16 protein-coding genes are annotated in these 21456 nt (G+C 71.4%); 10 read left to right on the top strand and 6 right to left on the bottom strand.

The features are described 5' to 3' along the window. Positions 1–47: 47 nt before the first annotated feature. Positions 48–1106, top strand: coding sequence for a TrkA C-terminal domain-containing protein (locus tag K415_RS21545; RefSeq protein WP_231494840.1), 1059 nt, complete (start codon positions 48–50; stop codon positions 1104–1106). Here the strand turns inward: K415_RS21545 and K415_RS0106740 are convergent. Continuing rightward, on the bottom strand, positions 1063–3195 hold the full coding sequence (locus K415_RS0106740) for a beta-galactosidase (protein ID WP_024286321.1): 2133 nt from the start codon (positions 3193–3195) through the stop codon (positions 1063–1065). The genes K415_RS21545 and K415_RS0106740 overlap by 44 nt on opposite strands. A gap of 219 nt (positions 3196–3414) precedes the next feature. Between K415_RS0106740 and K415_RS0106735 the strand changes: the two genes are divergently transcribed. Continuing rightward, positions 3415–4446 carry a LacI family DNA-binding transcriptional regulator gene (locus K415_RS0106735; RefSeq protein ID WP_024286320.1) on the top strand — a complete coding sequence of 344 codons (1032 nt, stop codon included), beginning with the start codon at positions 3415–3417 and terminating at the stop codon, positions 4444–4446. A 24-nt stretch (positions 4447–4470) separates the two neighbouring features. On the opposite strand, the gene K415_RS0106730 is transcribed toward K415_RS0106735, so the two are convergent. Further along, positions 4471–5145: a ThuA domain-containing protein gene (locus K415_RS0106730; RefSeq protein ID WP_024286319.1), complete on the bottom strand. Its 675-nt coding sequence runs from the start codon at positions 5143–5145 to the stop codon at positions 4471–4473. Between the two features lie 473 nt (positions 5146–5618). On the opposite strand from K415_RS0106730, the gene K415_RS0106725 reads away from it, so the two are divergent. The 7 genes from K415_RS0106725 (at position 5619) to K415_RS0106695 (ending at position 15028) form a co-directional block, all read left to right on the top strand. Next, positions 5619–6962 carry an ABC transporter substrate-binding protein gene (locus K415_RS0106725; protein ID WP_024286318.1) on the top strand — a complete coding sequence of 448 codons (1344 nt, stop codon included), beginning with the start codon at positions 5619–5621 and terminating at the stop codon, positions 6960–6962. A gap of 95 nt (positions 6963–7057) precedes the next feature. Further along, positions 7058–8032 (top strand): carbohydrate ABC transporter permease, encoded by a 975-nt coding sequence (locus tag K415_RS0106720; protein WP_024286317.1) that lies wholly within the window; start codon positions 7058–7060, stop codon positions 8030–8032. Further along, positions 8029–8937: a carbohydrate ABC transporter permease gene (locus tag K415_RS0106715; protein WP_024286316.1), complete on the top strand. Its 909-nt coding sequence runs from the start codon at positions 8029–8031 to the stop codon at positions 8935–8937. The genes K415_RS0106720 and K415_RS0106715 overlap by 4 nt, the downstream gene beginning before the upstream one ends. Positions 8938–8981: 44 nt before the next feature. Then, entirely contained in the window at positions 8982–10370 is a 1389-nt protein-coding gene (locus K415_RS0106710; protein ID WP_024286315.1) for a GH1 family beta-glucosidase, read from the top strand. Next, complete coding sequence (locus tag K415_RS22615) at positions 10367–11167, top strand: VOC family protein (RefSeq protein WP_155859385.1); 801 nt, start codon at positions 10367–10369, stop codon at positions 11165–11167. Before K415_RS0106710 ends, K415_RS22615 begins: the two co-directional genes overlap by 4 nt. Before the next feature lies 1 nt (position 11168). Continuing rightward, entirely contained in the window at positions 11169–11993 is an 825-nt protein-coding gene (locus K415_RS0106700) for an SDR family NAD(P)-dependent oxidoreductase (RefSeq protein WP_051480434.1), read from the top strand. 155 nt (positions 11994–12148) lie between these two features. Next, entirely contained in the window at positions 12149–15028 is a 2880-nt protein-coding gene (locus K415_RS0106695; protein ID WP_024286312.1) for a glycoside hydrolase family 2 TIM barrel-domain containing protein, read from the top strand. 65 nt (positions 15029–15093) lie between these two features. Here K415_RS0106695 and K415_RS21540 read toward each other — a convergent pair whose 3' ends face one another. Beyond that, on the bottom strand, positions 15094–17301 hold the full coding sequence (locus K415_RS21540; protein WP_081784916.1) for a glycosyl hydrolase 53 family protein: 2208 nt from the start codon (positions 17299–17301) through the stop codon (positions 15094–15096). A gap of 251 nt (positions 17302–17552) precedes the next feature. On the opposite strand from K415_RS21540, the gene K415_RS0106685 reads away from it, so the two are divergent. Further along, entirely contained in the window at positions 17553–18590 is a 1038-nt protein-coding gene (locus tag K415_RS0106685; RefSeq protein WP_024286310.1) for a LacI family DNA-binding transcriptional regulator, read from the top strand. 85 nt (positions 18591–18675) lie between these two features. Here K415_RS0106685 and K415_RS0106680 read toward each other — a convergent pair whose 3' ends face one another. The 3 genes from K415_RS0106680 to flgL all read right to left on the bottom strand — a co-directional run bounded on the left by K415_RS0106680 (position 18676) and on the right by flgL (position 21455). Beyond that, the gene (locus tag K415_RS0106680; RefSeq protein ID WP_024286309.1) at positions 18676–19977 is read right to left on the bottom strand and encodes an EAL and HDOD domain-containing protein; all 1302 of its coding nucleotides are present in this window, start codon (positions 19975–19977) and stop codon (positions 18676–18678) included. Positions 19978–20103: 126 nt separating this feature from the next. Then, positions 20104–20550: a flagellar assembly protein FliW gene (locus K415_RS0106675; RefSeq protein WP_081784915.1), complete on the bottom strand. Its 447-nt coding sequence runs from the start codon at positions 20548–20550 to the stop codon at positions 20104–20106. Continuing rightward, positions 20547–21455 (bottom strand): flagellar hook-associated protein FlgL, encoded by a 909-nt coding sequence (gene flgL / locus K415_RS0106670; RefSeq protein ID WP_024286307.1) that lies wholly within the window; start codon positions 21453–21455, stop codon positions 20547–20549. The genes K415_RS0106675 and flgL overlap by 4 nt, the downstream gene beginning before the upstream one ends. Position 21456: the final 1 nt, after the last annotated feature.

Here is a 21456-nt window from a genome sequence, read left to right as displayed (position 1 = left end):
GGCGTGACCGTCGCCATCCTCGTCGTGGCGATGACCGTCGGACGTCGGTGGCCGGCGAGCCGCGACCCCAGCCCGCCGCGGGGATCGGGCTCGAGGCCGCGACGGCCGAGGTCGAGCGGCCGATCCGGCTCGGCGACCTCCCCGGCTTCGCCGAGCAGGCCGTGCGCCTCTCCTACCTGTCCCGCGACGGGCGCACCCGCGTGGTCAGCCCCGACGAGCGGCTACGGGTCGGCGACCAGGTCGTCGTCGTCGGCCCCGGACCGGCGGTGGACCGCGCCATCGCCCAGCTGGGTCATCGGCTCGACGAGCACCTCGCGCACGACCGCACGAGCGTGGACTACCAGCGGTTCGTCGTCTCCGACCGGCGCCTCGCCGGACGCACGATCGCCGAGATCGACATGCCGGGTCGGTTCGACGGCGTCGTGACCCGGGTGCGTCGCGGGGACCTCGACCTGCTCGCACGCGACGACCTGACCCTCGAGCTGGGGGACCGGGTCCTCGCCGTCGTGCCGCGGGACGAGCTCGACGCCGTGTCGCGGTTCTTCGGTGACTCCGAGCGTCGGGTGTCCGAGATCGACGCGGTCACGGTGGGCATCGGCATGGCGCTCGGCCTGCTCGTCGGGCTCATCACGTTCCCGCTGCCGGGCGGCGCCGCGTTCGCGCTCGGCTCGGCGGCCGGACCGCTCCTGGTCGGCATGGTGCTCGGGCGCCTCGAACGGACCGGTCCGCTCGTCTGGGGCATGCCGCACGCCGCGAACCTGACGATCCGCCAGCTCGGCCTGCTCTTCTTCCTCGCCGCCGTCGGGCTGGCCTCGGGCCAGGCCTTCGCCAGCCAGGCCTTCACCGCCACCGGCCTGCGCGTGGTGATCACGGCGACCACCGTGATCGGGATCTCCGCGGTGCTGTTCGTGCTCGGCGGGCGCCTCGTCGGGGTCAGCGCCCCGCGGGCGGCCGGAGCCCTCGCCGGCCTCGTCGGACAGCCGGCGGTCCTGGCCTACGCCGCGTCCCGGGTGACCGACGAGCGCGTCGAGGCGGGGTACGCGGCCCTCTTCGCCCTCGGGATCATCGTGAAGATCCTGCTCGTCCAGGTGATCGTCGCGTTCTAGGACGTCGGCGCAGCCGAGGACGCCGCGGGGCGCGGGGCGCGGAGCACGACGGCGCCCCCGCGGGGACCTCGTGCTCGGGCCGCTCCCGGCCGGTGCGCAGATCGACTCCCGCCTGGAGCAGCACGGCCGCGTCGTCGCCGTGGTTGACGGCCACGACGTAGTCGGCGTGCTCGCCGTGGCGCCGGACGACCTCGAGCTCCGCCGGCAGCCGCGAGGGCTCGAGCCCGGCGTCCTGGTAGGCCGAGCCGAGCAGGACGGCCAGACCGTCGACGTCGAGCCGGGTCGACACGTACCAGGCGGACCCTGCACCGAGCCCGTTCCGGGTGATCGCCGGCTGTCCCGCGGCAGGCCCGTCGACGTACCGCGCGACCACCTGCGCGCCGTGGAGGACGATGTCGTCGGTCCACACGTCGCCGACCATGCCCGGCAGGTCGAGGTGCACCTGCTCGCCGTCGCGCAGCGGCAGGAACTCCTCGACGGTGAGCCCGAGCACCTCGCGCAGCGGCGCGCCGAACCCGCCGTCGTGCACGGCGTCGTTCTCGTCGACGATGCCGGCGAAGTAGGACACGACGAGCGTCCCGCCGCCCTCGACGTACCGGCGCAGGTTCTCGGCGGCCCGGGCGGTGACCAGGTAGGCGGCGGGTGCGACGACGAGCCGGTAGGCGGACAGGTCCGCCTCGGGGTGGGCGAAGTCGACGGTGAGGCCGTCGCGCCAGAGCCGGTCGTAGAAGGCCGCGACGCGCTCGCGGTGCGACAGGTCCTCGCTCGGCCGCCACTCCTGGTCCTGGGCCCAGAAGGACTCCCAGTCCCACAGGACGGCGACATCGGCCGTGACGGTCGAGCCGAGCACCTCGGCCAGCTGCCCGAGCTCGGCGCCGAGCTCGCGCACCTCGGTCCAGATCCGGCTCGTCGTGCCGGCGTGCGGAACCATCGCCGAGTGGAACTTCTCGGCACCGCTGCGCGATGCGCGCCACTGGAAGAACATGATCGCGTCGGCACCCCGGCCCAGGTGGGACAGCGCGTTGCGGCGCATCTCGCCGGCCCGCTTGGCCACGTTGCGCGGCTGCCAGTTCACCCCGGACGTCGAGTGCTCCATCAGGATCCAGGGCCGTCCGCCGGCCACCGACCGGGTCAGATCCGCGGCCATCGCCAGGCCGACGTGCCCGCGCCGGTCCGCTGCGGTCAGGTAGTGGTCGTTGGAGACGATGTCGACCTCGCGGGCCCAGCGCCACAGGTCGACCGACGGGCAGGCACCGGCCATGAAGTTGGTCGTGACCGGGATGCCGGGCGACTCGGCGCGGATCGCGTCGCGCTCGGCGACGAAGCACGCCAGGAGCGCGTCGGAGGTGTACCGCGAGAAGTCGAGCCGTTGGGTCGGGTTGATGACGCTCGGCGTGGCCGACGGTGCCGAGATGTGCTCCCAGCTGCCGTAGGTCTGACCCCAGAACGCGGTGCCCCAGGCGGCGTTGAGGACGTCGAGCGTTCCGTAGCGGGCCCGCAGCCAGGTGCGGAAGGCGGCGCTGCTGGCCGCCGAGTAGCACTCCGACACCGGGGCGCCGTACTCGTTGTGGACGTGCCACATCGCCAGCGCAGGGTGGCGGCCGTAGCGCCGGGCGAGCTCGCGGGCGATCCGGGTGCTCAGGCGGCGGTAGTCGGCCGAGGACGGGCTGGCCATGCCGCGCGAGCCGAACCCCAGGACGGTGCCCTCGCGCGTCACGACGCGGGCGTCCGGGTAGCTGTGGAAGAACCACGCCGGCGGTGAGGCCGTCGGTGTCCCCAGGTCGATCCGGATGCCGGCGGAGTGCAGCAGCGCGAACAGCCGGTCCAGCCAGACGAAGTCGAACTCGCCCTCGCGGGGCTCGAGCAGGCCCCAGGCGAAGATCCCGATGCTGACCAGGTTCACGCCGGCCTCGGACATCAGGGCGACGTCCTGCTCCCAGACCTCCTCCGGCCACTGCTCGGGGTTGTAGTCGCCGCCGTAGCAGATCGAGGTCACTCCCGGCAGCCATCCGGTGGTGGCGGACTGCGCTCCGGGGGTCGGGAGGTCCGCACCGCCCCGCAGGGACAGCATGGCCGTGTCCGACTTCATGGGCTCCTCCTGGCACTGACTGTGCGCGATCTCAGGCAGCGTCCGCCGCAACTGCTGTAAGAGAACACCAGTCACGCGCGTTTGACAAGGACACACGGGTCCCCTGGACTGCGAACGTGCACAGCCTTGACCCGTGGTCGGGGCCGGTTGCCCGGCGCGCGTCGCCGTCCCGATGCCGGTCCTGCTCCGCGCGCCGGAGTTCGCCTAGGCTCGCGCCTTGTGGACCTCTCGAGCAGTCAGACAGGGACCCGACCCCGCCGCGCGCCGACGATCAAGGATGTCGCCGCGGTCGCCGGTGTCTCACGCGGGACGGTGTCGCGCGTCCTCAACGGCGGGCACTGGGTCTCCCCCGAGGCGCTCGTCGCGGTCAACGAGGCGATCCGGGTCACCGGGTACCACGCGAACAAGCACGCCCGGAGCCTGGTGACCGGACGGTCGAACTCCGTGGCGTTCCTGCTGACCGAGCCCCAGCACATGCTCTTCGAGCAGCCGATCTTCTCGATCCTGCTCCGCGGGTCCACCCGGGCGCTGGCGGAGCTGGGAATGCCGATGCTCCTGATGGTCGCCGGGGACGAGGGCGAGCGTCGTCGGATCGTGGACTACGTGGCCGCGGGGCACGTCGACGGGGTGCTCGTGGTCTCGTCGCACGCCAGCAGCCCGGTGATCGACTCGCTGCTGAGCAAGGGCGTCCCGACCGTGGCGTGCGGTGCACCGCTGGGGTTCGAGGGGCGGGTGGGCTACGTCGAGGCCGACGAGATCGACGGATCGCGGGCCATGGTGCGACACCTGCTCGAGCGAGGGCGACGACGCATCGCGACGATCACCGGCCCGCTGGACACGGCTGGCGGGGTCAAGCGCCTGGAGGGCTACCGCCGTGAGCTGGGGGACCTCTTCGACCCGGCGCTCGTCGTGCACGGGGACTACACGCGGGAGGGGGGCAGGCACGCGATGCAGGCGCTGCTGGATCGAGACCTCGACCTGGATGCTGTCTTCGCCGCGTCCGACCTGACGGCAGCCGGTGCCTTGGCTGTGCTGACCGCTCACGGGTACCGGGTGCCGCAGGACGTCGCTGTCGGCGGGTTCGACGACGCGGGGCTCGCAGCGAGCCTCCATCCGGCGCTGACCACGATCCGTCAGCCGTTCGAGCGGATCTCGCGGGAGATGGTCCGGTTGCTGCTGGACGTCATCGACGGCGGGCCGCCCGCAGCCATCACGCTCCCCCCGACGCTGGTGGTGCGCTCGTCGACCTGAGCGAGAGTGGCCCGCCGCGCACGCTCAGAGGGCCCCGGCCGCCCAACGCAGGCCCCGAGCCATCAGGCGACTGACGGCCGGTGCCTCCAGGACGTCGGGTCGGTGCCCCAGCGCGCAGTAGAAGACCCGACCTGTCCCGTAGGTGCGGGTCCATGCGACCGGCATCACCACCGCTCCGTTGCTGGACAGCGGACCGAAGTCACCGTCGAAACGTGTGGTCGCCAGCACGCGGTTGGCCGGGTCCACGTGCAGGTAGTACTTCTCGGTCGTGACGGCGAAGTCGGGGACCGAGGCCGTCACGACGTGGCTCCTGTCGACGGTCACCGTGTAGGGGATCTCGCCTCCGGGGTGGTCGACGAACTGACCGCCGACGAGCCCCTGGTAGGTCGCCGACAGGCGGAAGGCGGCGGCCGCGCCGTGGATGCACCCCAGACCGGTGCCACCGCGCACGGCGGACTCGAGCCCGTGGGCCTGTGCCTCCGTCAGAGCCCCCTCGGTCCAGACCGGCACGACGAGGTCGTACTCGGCCAGCATCGCGCCGTCGGCCAGGATGTCGAGGTCGTCGACCAGGTCGCAGACAGCGGCTCGTCCCGGCGGGCCCGACACGAGCCGGGCCAGCGTCGCTGCGATCTGGCCCGGCACGTGGAACTCCGGGCCGCCCGGCAGGAGCAGGACCCGAAGGGCGTCGTCGGCGGTCACCGCCGCCCCTCCTGTCCGCCGGTTCCCGGCGCAGTCCGGGGACGAGCCGGGGCAGGCCGCCCGACCACTGTGGTGATCAGCTCTCGACGCATCGGCACTCCCGGTGGGGTAGGTCGCGACCCGGCAGCGGTGCGCCATCCGGAGGGGACTGCTGTGATCGATCACAGACCGCCATGCACGAGAGTAGCGACCCACCGGTGCCTCGGGGAGCGGTTGCGGGAGACCCTCGCACGAGGCCTTCCTGCGTCCCCGCAGCCCTGAACAGGCAGGCACGTGGGCTGAACGAGGAGCCGGCGCAGACGGGCGGGCGGAATGTTACAGAAGGGTCTCGGTGCCGGACCGGCGCTTGACACGCATGGAGCGGCATCGCAGGCTGTGATCGTTCACAGATGCACACAGATGCTCCGACCGACTCGACAGACGCCGTCTGATCCGGTCGCGGGTGCTCTGACCTCAACGAAGAGAGAGAGACAATGCATCGCAGACTCGCAGCCTCCCTGGTGGGGGTAGTCGTCGCGTCCTCGGCGCTCACCGCCTGCACGGCCTCCGACGACGGGACCACGCCCGACGACACGTCGGCACCCGCCGAGACCGCCGCAGCCGGTGGAGATGCCGATGCCCCGGCCGAGCTCGACTTCTGGACCTGGACGACGAACATCGAAGACGTCGTCGCCATCTGGAACGAGGAGAACCCCGACCAGCAGGTCACCGTCGACCGTCAGGCCCAGGGCGACGAGCTCATCACCCGGGTGCTCACCGCGGCCCAGGCCGGCAACGACCCCTGCCTCATCCACACCGAGTACCAGGCCCTGCCGGTGCTCGTCTCCAACGGCGTCGTCGCGGACGTCACCGCGGACTTCGAGGGCATCCGGGATGCGTTCCCCGAGGGCGCCTGGGGGCTGACGTCCTTCGGCGACCAGACCTTCGCCGTCCCCCAGGACATCGCGCCGATGATGCTCTTCTACCGCGAGGACCTCTTCGCGCAGTACGGGCTCGAGGTGCCGACCACCTGGGACGAGTTCGCTGCCCTCGCCGCAGAGGTTCGCGAGAAGGCTGAGCCCGACCAGTACCTCGCCACGTTCTCCTCGGGCGACCCGGGCTGGTTCGCCGGGCTCGCGCAGCAGGCCGGCGCCGAGTGGTGGGCTCCCGAGGGTGAGGCCTGGAAGGTCGGCATCGACGACGAGGCCACCACGAAGCTCGCCACCTACTGGGGCGACCTGGTCAGCGCGGGCCTGATCGACGACCAGCCGATGTACACACCGGAGTGGAACGCCGCCATGAACGACGGCACGCTGCTGGCGTGGCCGACGGCCGTGTGGGGCGCCGGCGTGCTCGAGGGTGTCGCCCCGGACACCGCCGGCCTGTGGCGGGCAGTTCCCATGCCGCAGTGGTCGGAGGGTGAGAGCAGGACCGGCTACTGGGGCGGTTCGGGCACCGCGATCAGCGCCAGCTGCGAGTACCCGGCCCAGGCTGCGAAGTTCGTGACCTGGCTCAACACCTCCCCGGAGGCTCTCGAGGCCCTGGTGACCATCGCCGGGGTCTACCCGGCGGCCACCGCGGGCCAGACCGGCACGGCGCTCGAGCAGCCGCCGGTGATGCTGCCCAACCAGCCGGACTTCTACGCCCAGGCGTCGGAGATCGCCGGAACCGCGAGCGGCTTCACCTGGGGCCCGAACGTGAACGTCACCTACCAGGCCTACAAGGATGCGTTCCAGGCGGCGATCCAGAACGGCACGCCGTTCGCCGACGCGGTCACCACCATGCAGGAGACCACCGTGGCCGACCTGAAGCAGCAGGGCTACGAGGTCGCCGAGTAGCACACGCGATGCTTCGGCGGTGACCCTGCCCCGTGTGGGTGGGGTCACCGCCGGGTCACGCTCCGTATCCCCAACGTCGAGGACGGGACGAGGACATGAGCAACACCCTGCAGACGCACCCAGCCGAAGGGCTCGTGGACCGCGGTGGGCGACCGAGCAGGCGCCGGCGCACCGCGCGGATCTCCCGAGGCGCGCCGTACCTGTTCATGGCACCGGCGATGCTCCTGTTCACCGGCTTCCTGCTGGTCCCGATCGTCTACGCGGCCTGGCTCAGCCTGCACGCGAGCCGCCGCTCGGGCGGTGGCATCCTCGGCGAGCGCATCGTGACCTTCGTCGGCTTCGAGAACTACGCACGCGCCCTCAGCGCCCCCGAGCTGTACGCGTCCCTGGGCCGGATGGGCGTCTACGGCCTCCTCGTGGTGCCCACCATGCTCGGCCTGGCGCTGCTGTTCGCGCTGCTCCTCGACCTGCCTCGGATCCGGCTCCGCACGGTGACCCGGGTCGGCATCTTCCTGCCCTACGCCGTGCCCGGCGTCATCGCGTCCCTGCTGTGGGGCTTCCTCTACCTCCCCCGGGTCAGCCCGATCCGACGGGTCTTCGACGAGGTCGGGCTGACGCCGCCCGACTTCTTCGGCTCGACGAGCATCTTCTTCTCGGTGGCGAACATCGCGGTCTGGGGCGGCGTCGGCTTCAACATGATCGTCATCTACACCGCACTGCGCGCGATCCCCACCGAGCTGTACGACTCGGCGCGCATCGACGGCTGCAACGAGTGGCAGATCGCCTGGCGGATCAAGATCCCGCTGCTGATGCCCGCGCTGGTGATGACGGGGATCTTCTCGATGATCGCCACGCTCCAGGTGTTCACCGAGCCGCAGACCCTCTCACCGCTGACGAACGTCATCTCGTCCTCGTGGATGCCGTTGCAGAAGATCTACACCGACGCCTTCGTGCTCAACGACGTGTACTCCGCGGCCGCGACGTCGATCGCGCTGGCGGGCGTGTCCCTGATCCTGTCCTTGATCGTCCTGACCGTCATGCAGCGACGCGCGTTCGGAGAGAACAAGTGAGCGCCACCCGTACCGCGGCCCCGATCGCCGCGAAGAGGACCAGCTCCGCCGCGCGAGGTAGCCGCAGGCGCCACGGCACGCACTGGGGGGCCACGGCGATCCTCGTCCTCGGCGCCCTGTACTGCGTGCTGCCCGCGCTCTGGGTGTTCATCGCGTCCACCAAGAGTCCGGGCGAGCTGTTCACGACCTTCTCGTTCTGGCCGAGCTTCACCGGCGGCCTGCAGGGCAACCTCGACGGCCTGCTCGGCTTCGGCGACGACGCCTTCGTCCGGTGGACCCTCAACACCCTGCTGTACGCCGGGGTCGGCGCGGTGCTCACCGTGTTCGTCTCGGCGGCGGCGGGCTACGCCCTGGCCAAGTACCGCTTCGCAGGGCGCGAGCTCCTGTTCCGGATCATCCTGGCCGGCGTCCTGGTCCCGCAGGTCACCCTCGCGATCCCGCAGTACCTGCTGCTCGCTCAGGTCAACCTCACCGGCAGCTACTGGTCGGTCCTGCTGCCGAGCCTGATCAGCCCGTTCAGCATCTACCTGTGCCGCATCTACGCGATGGCGGCGATCCCGGACGAGCTGCTCGAGGCGGCGCGGATCGACGGTGCCGGGGAGTTCCGGCTGTTCCGGTCGGTCGCCCTGCCCCTCATGCTCCCGGGCCTGATCACCGTGCTGCTCCTGCAGTTCGTGGCGATCTGGAACAACTTCCTGCTGCCGTTCATCATGCTGTCCGACAGCGACAAGTACCCGCTGACCGTGGGTCTGTACACGCTGCTCAACCAGGGTGCCAGCCAGCCGGCGCTGTACACCCTGGTGATCACCGGGGCGATGCTCTCGATCCTGCCGCTCATCGTCCTGTTCCTGCTCCTGCAGCGGTACTGGCGGCTGGACCTGCTCAGCGGCGGTGTCAAGGGATGAGCCCCGGCGCCCGACCGACCGATCGCCGACCTGAAGGCACTGACATGCAGCCGATCGCCCCCGGGTTCCCCGCCGGCTTCGTGTGGGGCGCCGCCACCGCGGCGTACCAGGTGGAGGGGGCCCTCGACGAGGACGGTCGCGGGGTGTCGATCTGGGACACCTTCACCGCGACCCCGGGAGCGATCGCAAGGGGTGACACCGCTGCCGTGGCCTGCGACCACTACCACCGCCACCCTGAGGACATCGCCCTGCTCGCGGACCTCGGGCTGTCCGCCTACCGGTTCTCGGTGGCCTGGCCGAGGATCCAGCCGGACGGAGTCGGAGGCCCGAACCAGAAGGGCCTCGACCACTACCGCCGGGTCGTCGACGCCTGTCTCGGGCGAGGCGTCACGCCGTACGTGACCCTGTACCACTGGGACCTGCCCCAGGCGCTCGAGGACGTAGGCGGCTGGCTCAACCGCGACACCGCGCACCGGTTCGCCGACTACGCGGCCCAGGTCGCCGACGCCCTGGGTGACGTGGTCGACCACTGGGTCACCGTGAACGAGCCGAAGGTGGCGAGCCACGCCGGGTACGCCGCAGGGATCCACGCACCGGGCATCCGCGATCCCCGCGGCGGGGTCGCTGCTGCGCACCACCTGCTCCTCGCCCACGGCCTCGCGGTGCCGGTGCTTCGCGAGCGGATGTCGGCCGATGGCGAGCTGGGCATCGCCCTGGACCTCACGCCGGTCAGCCCGGCGTCGCAGGACCCGGCCGACGTCGCCGCCGCGCGGCGGTTCGACGGCAACTTCAACCGCATGTTCCTCGAACCCGTGCTGCGTGGGCGGTACCCGACGGACATGATCGAGTGGTTCGGTGGTGCGCCGTGGCTGCAGGACGGCGATCTCGAGGTGATCAGCGCACCGATCGACTTCCTGGGGATCAACTACTACCGCGGGCACGTCATCGGGGCGGGTGACGGTTCGGTCCTCGAAGGCTCGGGGACTCCGATGGACCTCGACGCCGTGCACGTGATCCCGCCGGACGCCGAGCTCACCGAGGTCGGCTGGACGGTCACGCCGACCGGTCTGCACGACCTGCTGCTCCAGCTGCGCGACGAGTACCCGCACGTCCCGCTCATGGTCACCGAGAACGGCGCCGCGTACCCGGACGTGGTCGCGGCCGACGGCACCGTCGACGACCCGAAGCGGGTGGCGTACCTCGACTCGCACGTGCGTCAGATGCACCGGGCGATCGCCGACGGCGTCGACCTCCGCGGCTACTTCGTCTGGACGCTCCTGGACAACTTCGAGTGGGCCGAGGGCTACAAGGCCCGCTTCGGGATCGTCCACGTCGACGTCGAGACGCAGCGACGGACGCCCAAGACGAGCGCCGCGTGGCTCGGGGCGGTGGCGCGGTCGAACCGGCTGCCGGATGGGGGGAGCCTCCGATGACGAGCGGACGATCGGGCATCCGCCACCTCGAGCTCGGTTCCCGTGACCTCGAGCGGTCGCGGGCCTTCTACCGAGGCCTGCTCGGCTTCGACGAGGTCGAGGTGGGCGCGGCCGGTCACGAGCGCCGGCCGACGGCCTGGTTCGCCGCCGGCCCGGCCCTGGTGAAGGTCGTCGAGCTCGGCGACGACCGCGACCCCGGCACGTGGGCCGACGAGGATCTCCAGGGAGGTCTGCGTCACGCAGGCTTCAAGATCGGTGACATCGACGCGCAGATGCGCCGGCTCGAGGCGGCGGGGGTCGAGGTCCTCTCGCCTCCACGGGACGTGCTCGGTGACGTCCGCATCGCCTTCTTCCTCGACCCGGACGGGGCGCGGCTGGAGCTGGTCCAGGGCAACCTGCGCTACGAGCACGTGGAGTCGCCCGCTCTCGTCCAGGCGGAGGCCGACCTGAGCCTCGCACCGGGCGACGGTGCGCGCTTCGACCACGTCGGGCTGACGGTCGCCGACCTCGGTGCGACCCTCGACCTCTGGTGCGGTCGCTTCGGGTACGAGGTGATCGGCGACATCCGGCACCACGACGACGAGCGCGGCTTCCTGATGACGTACCTCGCAGCGGGCGGCTCGGTGCTCGAGGTGTTCAGCTTCGACGTGCCGACCCAGGCCCCGCCCGTCATCGGGCCCGAGCAGCTGGGCCTCCGGGGCATCGGTGTGGGCGCGCACGACGCTGCCGGCCGGGCGACCGGTCCGCTGACGGTGCGCGACGGCGTCGTGGTCGAGGTCGTGGGCAAGGATGGTTGAGGTGCCGGCACCGCGACGAGCGCTCGTCACCGGCTCGACCGACGGCATCGGTGAGGCGATCGCCGACGCCCTCGTCGCGTGCGGGATGGACGTGGTCCGCCATGCGCGCAACGAGCAGCGTGCCGAGCACTGCCGCGAGCACGCGGGGCCGCTCACCGAGGTCGTCATCGGTGACTTCGCGTCGCTGGAGTCAACGAAGGCGCTCGCAGCCCAGGTCACGGCGTCGGGCCCGTTCGACGTCATCGTGCACAACGCCGGCTGGGCGGCCGCTGGCGACGAGCGTCCGGTGACCATGGACGGCATCGAGCAGACCCTGCAGGTCAACGCCCTGGCACCGTACGTGCTGACCGCGCTGGTGCCGCTCCCGCGGCGTCTGGTGTTCGTCAGCTCGGACTCGATCCGCAACGCGCACCTCGACCTGTCCGATCTGCAGCACGAGCGGTCGTGGGACGCCGGATCGGCCTATGCCGAGTCGAAGATCGCCCTGACGGCCTTCGTGCTGCACGCCGCACGTCGCTACCCGCAGGTGATGATCAACGCGGTCCATCCGGGGTGGGTGCGGTCCAAGATGAGCGGCGACGTTGCGCCGCTGAGCCTGGAGCAGGGCGCCGACACTCCGGTGTGGCTGGCCTGCGCGGACGAGCCGGGAGCCCAGGTCTCGGGGTTGTTCTTCCACGACCGCACACCGGTCCGGTACAACGACCAGGCGCACGACACCGCCGTGCAGGACGCCGTCGTGCGAGCCTTCGCCGAGCTGACCGGGGTGCGCCTTCCGGGGGACGATCCGCGGGATGCGCCACCGACCCACGGCAGCGACCGTGCCTGAGCCTGCTGCCGAGGCAGCACTCCTGCTGAGCTCGCTGCCCAGGAGGAACGGCTGCAGTTCCCGGCGTTCGACAACGACACCGCATGGGGCCTGGGTCTGCTCATGATGAGTGAGACCGGGTCCGACCGGCCCGGACCGAACCGGAGGAGACGCTGGTGTACATCGAGGACTACTCACCCGGCTACGGGGCACGACCGCCCCGGGCCGCACTGCGCTCGGACAGCCCCGCCATCGACCTGGACGGGACCTGGCGCTTCCGCCTGTCGCCGACGGCGAGCGGCCCGGTCGACTTCGTCGACCCGGACCTCGACGACGACGGCTGGGACGAGCTGCCGGTTCCGTCCAGCTGGCCGATGCACGGCCACGGGAGCCCCGCCTACACGAACGTCGTCTATCCCTTCCCCCTCGATCCTCCCCACGTGCCGACCGAGAACCCGACCGGTGACCACCGACGCGTCTTCGACGTCCCCGCCGACTGGGCGGGCGCCGACGCGGTCCTCCGGTTCGAGGGGGTGGACTCCTGCGCCCGGGTCTGGCTCAACGGGACCGAGGTCGGCGTGTCGAAGGGGAGCCGGCTGCCTGTCGAGTTCGACGTCGGACAGCTGCTGCGGCCGGGCCGCAACGTCCTGGCCGTCCGGGTGCACCAGTGGTCGTCCGGGAGCTACCTCGAGGACCAGGACATGTGGTGGCTCCCGGGGATCTTCCGCGACGTCACGGTGATCCGCCGACCGCAGCGAGCGATCGACGACGTGTTCGTCCACGCGGACTACGACCACATCACCGGCAGCGGCACGCTGCGGGTGGACACGGACGCGCCCGCACGGGTCAGCATCCCGGAGCTCGGCATCGTGGACGCACCGTCCGGCCGGCCGATCCTGATCGGGGCGGTCGAGCCCTGGACCGCGGAGACCCCTCGTCTGTACGACCTCCAGGTGGCGACGCCGGACGAGCGCGTCGACCTGCGGACCGGGTTCCGGACGGTCGCGATCGAGGACGGCATCTTCACTGTCAACGGGCGCCGGATCGTCTTCCAGGGCGTGAACCGGCACGAGCACCACCCCGACCTCGGTCGGGCGGTCCCCGTCGAGGACATGCGCCGGGACCTGCTCCTGATGAAGCAGCACAACATCAACGCGGTCCGCACGAGCCACTACCCGCCGCACCCGACCTTCCTCGACCTGTGCGACGAGCTGGGTCTGTGGGTGATCGACGAGTGCGACCTGGAGACGCACGGGTTCTCGCTCGTCGACTGGCGCGGCAACCCGGCCGACGACGAGCGGTGGGAGGAAGCCTGCGTCGACCGCATGCGACGCATGGTCGAGCGGGACAAGAACCACCCGAGCATCGTCGTGTGGTCGCTCGGCAACGAGTCCGGATCGGGCCGCAACCTGTCCGCGATGGCCCGGTGGACCCGCCGGCGCGACGCGAGCCGGCCCCTGCACTACGAGAACGACCGCGGCTACCCCGACAGCGACTTCTACAGCCGGATGTACCCGCCGCACGCGGAGGTCGACCGGGTCGGTCGCCGCGAGGAACCGCCGCTGCCCGATCCCGCGCTGGACGCGCACCGCGACGCACTGCCGTACATCTTGTGCGAGTACGGCCATGCGATGGGCAACGGACCCGGCGGACTGCTCGAGTACCAGGAGGTCTTCGAGCGGCATCCGCGCTGCCAGGGTGGGTTCGTCTGGGAGTGGATCGACCACGGGATCCGCAGGCGGTCACCTGACGGGCGCGAGTACTTCGCCTACGGCGGTGACTTCGGCGAGCCCGTGCACGACTCGAACTTCGTGTGCGACGGGCTCGTCTTCCCCGACCGGACGCCCTCGCCGGGCCTGCTCGAGTACAAGAAGGTCATCGAGCCGGCGCGGATCGAGGCCGTCGACGCCATGCCCGGGGTGGTTCGGGTGACGAACCGGTACGACGTCCGCAACCTCGGGCACCTGTCGTTCACGTGGACCCTCGAGGAGGAGGGCGAGGTGCGGGCCGGGGGAGGCCTCGAGCTGCCGGTCGTCCTGCCGGGGCAGAGCGTTCAGGTCGAGCTGCCCGAGCTGCCACCGCTGGTCGCGGAGGCGTGGTGGACCGTGCGCGCGACGCTCAGCGACGACTGCGCCTGGGCCGCGGCCGGCCACGAGGTGGCCTGGGGTCAGGTCCCGGCGCGTGCGGCGCGCCCCGAGCCCGTCCCGCTCGACCTCGTGCGACCGAGCGCCTCCGGAGGGGTCGTCACGCTCGGCCCCGGTGGCTTCGACCTCGGCTCGGGGAGGCTGGTGCGCCTCGGCACGCTCGTGGTGGAGGGTCCGCGCGTGGACGCGTGGCGCGCTCCCACCGACAACGACCGGGGTCGCCACTCCACCGAGGGGCCGCCGCTGGAAGGGCTCTGGCGTGGGCTCGGGCTCGACCGTCTGCAGCACCGGGTCCTCGACATCGACGCCCGTGACAGCGGCCTGGTGGTGCGGACCCGGGTCGCACCCGCCGGATCGGACATCGCGCTGCTGGCCGACTACCACTGGACGAGCGACGGGGACGGGCTGAGCCTCCGGCTGGAGATCACCCCCCAGGGCCAGTGGCCCGGTCCCCTTCCGCGGCTGGGGATGCGGCTCGGCCTGCCGGCGGAGCTCGGCTCGGTCGACTGGTACGGCAACGGTCCCGGAGAGGCGTACGCCGACACGCGACAGGCGGCGCGGATCGGGCGCTTCGGCCTGACCGTGGACGAGATGCAGACCCCGTACGTCTTCCCGCAGGAGAACGGCAACCGCCTCGGCGTCCGTTGGGCGACCCTGACGGCACCCGGGGGCCTCGGCATCCGCCTGGAGGGCCGGCCGACCTTCGGGCTCACGGCGCGGCGGTGGACGACGGAGGCGCTGGACGCCGCGCAGCACACCGTGGACCTGGTGCCCACCGACAGGATCTGGGTGAACATCGACCATGCCCAGCAGGGCATCGGCTCGGCCTCGTGCGGGCCCGGCGTCCTGCCGCCCTATCGCCTGCCGGCCGAGCCCGTGGTCCTGCAGGTGAGGATGGCTGCCCTGCGCTGAACCGTGCACGGTGGCCCCGCCGACGAGGCGGGACCACCGTGTGCGGCCCTCGGCGTCAGGCTTCCTCAGGAAGCGGGACCCGAGGTGCAGAACTCTGCCCACTGCAGGTTGGAGCCGTGCCGCCCTGTCAGGACGCCGGGCGACGTGCCGGCGGACTGCGTGCCACCGTTCGAGAACACCTTCACGCTCTGCACGTTCAGCGGCTCGTCGCTGAAGGTCCAGCTCCAGCCGTCCTTCGTCCGTGCGGGCTTGGTGACGGTGATCCCACCCTTGGTCGCCGTCACGGCCTGGTTCCAGCCCCACGTCAGGTCGGACCGGTCGAACCGGGTGCACTGGAGGATCGGCGGGGCGAGTCGCCGCACGACGTCCACGATCGCGGTCACGCCACCGAGCTCGGTGGTCCCGGCCACGATGAGCTGGCCGGGCGCGCTCGTGGATCCGGGCGGGACGGCGTCCCACGTGACCGGGACGGCCGCGATCGAGCCGTCCGCGGTGGTCAGCACGTCGACAGTCGCCGGCAGCTGCGGATCGTGCCTGACCCGTGCCGTGGTGTAGACGGTGCTCTCGAGGACGTGCTCGGCGTCGCTCTTGTTGTAGACGTCGATCGAGGCGTTGAACTGCAGGGTGGGCCAGCCGTCCCAGCTGATCATCTCCTGCCAGTTGGCCGGTTCCCAGACGAGCGCTCCGACGCCCCGGTTGTCCGGCAGGTCGTTGGCGATCTGGAACACGCGTTGGATGGCATCGGCCTGGCCCTGGACGGTCTCCGGGTACGGCGAGTTGGGGACCGGCAGACCGTTCCAGTCGGTCGCCGGGTGCGAGGTCTCTGCGATGTCGAGCTGGTAGCCCGGGTGGGCTGCGGCGATCGCGTGCAGGTTGGACTCGTAGTGCTCCGGCGAGCCGTGCCACTCCGGGTAGTAGGAGTGCGCCATGACGTCGATGTCCTGACCCTTGGCGTTGAGCCGGGTGAGGAACTGGTCCCAGAACTCCAGCGTCTTGTCGACCTCGCCGTTGTCGATGATCACATGGGTCTCGACCTCGATGTCCAGACCGTTGGCCGCGGAGACGTCGCGGACGGCGGCGATACCCGCGGCCTGCAGCGTGGTGAACCGGTCCCAGGCGGCGTCGTAGGCGGCCTGCTCAGCCGGGTCCTGCGAGCCCCAGTAGTCCCAGAGCAGGGCGCCGCCGGGCTGCGACGTGAAGGCAGGGTCGGTGTTGAAGTAGCACACGTAGCACCAGGCGGCGGGGTCCTCGAACCACGGTTGCGCCCGCTCGCTGCCCCACATGAAGCCGTTGATGATCTCGTTGCCGACAGCGACCTTGTCGGGGGGCGTCCCCTGGTCGACCAGCAGCTGGACGGTGTCGTGCGTGTAGTCGTAGACCTCCTGGACGAGCTCCTCGAACGGCAGCTCGGCCCACGCCGTCGGCTTGGCCTGCTTGCTCGGGTCGGCCCACGAGTCCGCGTAGTGGAGGTCGATGCCCAGACCCATGCCCTGGGCCGCGACCCGCTCGGCGACCACCGCCGTGCGCTCGGGGCTCTGGTAGGCGGGTTCGAGGTACTCGCCGGTCTGCTCGTTGCGCGGGTCGTTGAAGACGCGGAGTCGGACGTACTCCATCCCGGCGTCGCTGACCACGTCGAGGATGTCACTGGCTGCGGCCGGATCGTCCAGGTAGTACCGCAGGCCGTCGTTGGTGTTCTGGTCGGCGTACGAGATGTCGGCGCCCAGGATCAGGTCGTCGCGCAGGTAGTTGTAGGCCGAGATCTCGCTCACGCCGATGGTCGCGCCGGGCGATGCCTTGGTGATGGTGACGCGCAGGTAGGCGGTGCCGGGACGGGTGAACAGGTCGACCCCGCCGCGGCCCGGCGCCCAGGTGTCCGAGCGGTCGACGACCGTCTCCCAGGTGGTCCCGTCCGAGGAGGCGTCGACGACGTACTGGTACATGGCCCCCTTGTCGGGGAAGACGACCTCGACCTTCCGGACGTTGTCGTAGGCCCCGCCGAGGTCGAGGGTGAGCCACTGTCCCGGACGGTGCCGGGCCGCGACCCATGCGGTGGCCGGGTCCGCGTCCACCGCCAGGGCTGCTGTCGCCGCCCCGCTGCTGGTCGTGACCGACGTCCAGGACCTGCCGGCGAGGTTGCTCTCGATCGGGGCGATGTCGGCCTCCCCGGCAAGCGCGGCCGCAGGCCCGGGTGAGCCGACGAGCGCGGCCGCGCCCACCAGGGCCGCAACCACAGTGATGCCCAATGGGGCACGGACGGTGTGTCTGCCGCGCATCTGAACTCCCTCGTTCGTCGACCCGCCGGGCGGGACCCGTGTGTGGAATCTGTGAACGATCCCAGTCACAAGGTGATAGAAGGGACAGACCCTTGTCAAGGGTCTGTGGCCCCCTACCTTCACGTCCGTCCGCGGATGCCGCCGGATGGTCGCGTCGCGCGCCGTTCTGTGATGTCACCATCCTTGGGAGCGTTCCCAAGTCCCGCGCGTGCCGGGCCCCGCGTTGTCGGCCCGGCCATAGGATCCTGAGCATGGAATCGACCGGCCGCAGGCGTCCGACCATCATCGACGTGGCGGCGGCGGCCGGGGTGTCCCGTGGCACGGTGTCGCGGGTCATCAACGGCGGGCACTGGGTCTCGCCTCCAGCGCTCGCGGCCGTCCAGGAGGCCATCCGCACGACGGGCTACCAGATCAACCAGCACGCCCGCAGCCTGGTGACCGGCCGCTCCAACTCCGTCGCGTTCCTGCTGACCGAGCCGCAGCACCTGCTCTTCGAGGACCCCAACTTCTCGATCCTTCTACGCGGGGCAGCGGAGGCTCTGGGCAAGCGAGGGATGCCGCTCGTGCTCATGGTGGCGGGGACCCCGCCGGAACGGAAGCAGGTCCTGGGCTACGTCGCCGGCGGACACATCGACGGGGTGCTGCTCATCTCGTCCCACGCCGACGACCCGGTCGTCGATGCACTCGTGCGCAGGGGCATCCCGACGATCGCCTGTGGCGTCCCGCTCGGCTTCGAGTCGCGGGTCGGGTACGTCGCGTCCGACGACCTCGGTGGGGCACGGCAGATGACGCGGCACCTCATCGACGTCGGACGCACCCGGATCGCAACGATCACCGGCCCGATGGACACTCCCGGTGGGCGATCGAGGTTGGCGGGCTATCGCCTCGAGCTGGCCGAGGAGTACGAGCCGGAGCTGGTCGCCCACGGTGACTACACCCGCGAGGGCGGGGCCGCGGCGATGCGTGAGCTGCTCGACCGACGTCCGGATCTCGATGCGGTGTTCGTCGCATCGGACCTCATGGCGGCGGGTGCCCTCGCGGAGCTGCGCGCAGCAGGCCGACGGGTACCCGAGGACGTCGCCGTCGGAGGCTTCGACGACTCGGGGCTCGCGGCCACCCTGGACCCACCCCTCACGACGATGCGTCAGCCGTTCGAGCGGATCAGCGCAGAGATCGTGCGGTTGCTGCTCGAGGTCGTCGACGGGGCAGAGCCCGCAGCCATCGTCCTGCCGACGACACTCGTCGTGCGTGGGAGCACGTCAGCACGCCGACCGGGGTCGGGCACCTGATCGCCCGCAGCGTCGGCCGAGCCCGCAGCGGCCCGCGACGGCCCGCAGCGGCACGTAACGGCACGCAGCAGGTTCGCAGCGGTGCTCAGCGACCAGGCTCCCGGGTGACCGTCTTGGCCGTCGCCAGGGCAGAGGCGAGGCAGCGGACGTAGGCGCTCGACACCTCAGCGGGCAGCATCCCGGCCCGGAGCACGGCACCGGCATCCTTGCGCTCATGGGCCTGGACCGCGGCGAGCACCGAGCCCAGCGGGCCCTCGGCCGACCGGACCGCGTCGGCCACCGCCTGCGAGACGCCGACCTTCTCGAGCACCACGTCGACCGGCAGGCCGATCTGCTCGGTCAGCGCCGAGAGCATGCCCACGGTGTACCCCGCGGGGTCGTCGGACAGCTCCTCGCAGGTCAGCGCGCGGGCGAGGATGAACCACAGGCTGTCCATCGCGTCCGGGCGGGCGTCGAGCAGGAGGGCGGCGACCAGCGTGGTGACCTCGCGCACCCCGAGCAGGACCACTGCCTGGTGCACCGTGTCGACGGCGGACTGCAGGGCGAAGGCACCGCTGTTGACCAGGTGCAGCAGACGCAGGGTCAGGACCGGGTCGGTGTCGATCACCTGGGAGACACCGGCGAGGTCGACGTCCGGCTGGGCCGACAGGTGCATCACGGCCAGGCACTGCAGCTCACCGGCGCGCAGCACCCGGGTACCGCTGGGCTGGGCAGCGGGTGCGACGGCGACGCCGCGCGGGGGCTGGCCGTACGCGACGCGCAGGGCGTCGACACCGGCGGCCCGGCACTCGTCCTCGATCGCTGCTGTGGTGACGCCTGCGGCCAGCACGCGGACCCCCGCGGCGTGGGCGTGGTGCACGAGGGCGGCGATCGGCAGCTCGGGAGCGTTCGCGTCGATGACGACGAAGGCGACCTGCCTGAGCAGTGCCTCCTGGTCGCTGTCGCCGCGGTAGTCCATCAGCGCGAGCTGCATGCCGAGGCCGCGCAGCGCCGCGCAGCGCTCGACGGCGTCGTCGGTGTACTCGAACCGGGCCGGCAGCTCCAGGACCAGGCGACCCGGCACGACCGGCGCCGGCACGTAGCCCTCGAGCATCGCCGGGGTGGCCGCCAGGAAGACGTAGCGGTCGGCGACCAGGTTGGGCAGGTCGAGGTTCATGTACTCGGCGTGCAGCACGTCCGGTGGCACCGGTGGCATCGCCAGGGGTGTGCGCCGCGCGCCCTGCTGGCTCGGGATCATGGTGGCGAAGCTGACCGCCACCGTGTAGCCGACCACACGCCCGTCGAGGGCGACCACCGGTTCGCGGTGGATGACCGTCGACGCGGGTCGTGCTCCGGTGACGGGGGTCATGGCCCACGGGGTGGTCACGCTGGGGTAGGACGTCTGCACAGCTCACTCCTCGTTCGACCGGGTGGCGCTGCCTATCCATCGGCCGGCCGGGTCGTGGTGTGACACTTTTCGGCCGGCGGCGAAGGCGTCTGCCGACGGCGGGTGGATCTGCCGACCGCGGGGCGGTCAGGCCGCCGAGCTGGAGGCCGTCAGCGGCGCCCGCAGCGGCCACTCGTCGCCGTCGAGGACGACCTGCACGGCACTGCCGGTCCGCGGGTTGACGGCCATCGGCGCGAGCAGGTTGGCGGTGGGCGGCTCCCCACCACGGCCGGGGTGCACGACGACGAGCAGCACGGCATCGCCGTCGTCCAGCCCGAGGGCGGCGCGGGTCGAGGGGTCGATCTGCGGCGCGTACTCGGGGAAGTACGGCTCCGGCGGCACGACGAAGAGGCGGACGTCGGGCTGCTCGGTGGAGCGCAGGGTGAACAGGTACCCCGTCTCGTCGAGCGCGGCGAGCTCGAACCGGCGCAGGTCGCGCAGACCCGGCAGGGGCATCGTGAAGTCGAGCTGGTCGGTGACGGCGCGAGCGGGCGCGACCCGGCCGGCAGAGCTCACGGCTACCAGAACGCTCATCGGAGGAAGTCCAGCAGACTCGGCTGCAGGACGCGAGCCGTGGCGCCGAGGGCCGCCTGGTAGGCGACCTCCTGGGTCTGGATCTCGACGATGATCTCCGCGAGGTCCACGTCCTCGATGGCGGAGAGCTGACCCTTGAGGTCCAGCAGCGTCTTCTGGGTGCTGGACTGCGCCAGCTCCATCTGCCCGTAGCGGGCGCCGACGTCGGCGATCTCCGCGAGCATGGCCGTCATCCGGGTGTCGATCTCGGTCAGGCGCGGTCCGACCTGGACGCCGGAGCGCAGGTCCGCCGCGATGCTGTCGAGCAGGGCGAAGACCGAGCCGGCCCCGTCGCCGAAGACGGCTGAGCCGTCGGCGTCGGCGCGGACCGTCGTGTCGGAGGTCAGTCGGCGTTCGACCGACGCGCCGGGCGTCCCGGTCCAGGCATAGGTGCGGGTGTCGTCCGGGTTGACGGTCACCGTGAACGCCTTGCCGGCGTTGGACGTGCCGGCGAAGACCGAGCGACCCAGGTGGCTGGTGTTGGCCGTGCTGAGCAGCGCGTCACGGATGCCGTCGATCGCGGTGGCGATGGCGTCGCGGGACGTCTGCCCCATCGCGCCGGAGTTCGCGCCCTGCACCGTGAGGTCGCGGGCGGCGTGCAGCGACGACACGGACGCGGCGACGGCCGAGTCGATCGTGCTGAGCCAGGCGATGCCGTCGTCGGCGTTGCGCGCGTACTGCTCCGTCGCGCGCTGCGAGGCACGGAGCGCCATCGCCTGGGCGGTGCCGCCCGGGTCGTCCGAGGGCTTCGTGATGATCTTGCCGCCGGACATCCGGCCCTGCAGGTCGGACATCTTGTTGAGGTTGAGCTGGAGGTTGCCCAGCGTCGACCGCTGGATGGTCTGGTGGGTCACGCGGTTGATCACG

Source organism: Cellulomonas sp. KRMCY2 (assembly GCF_000526515.1).
Classification (GTDB): Bacteria; Actinomycetota; Actinomycetes; order Actinomycetales; family Cellulomonadaceae; genus Actinotalea.
This window is presented reverse-complemented; position numbering and strand designations above follow the sequence as displayed.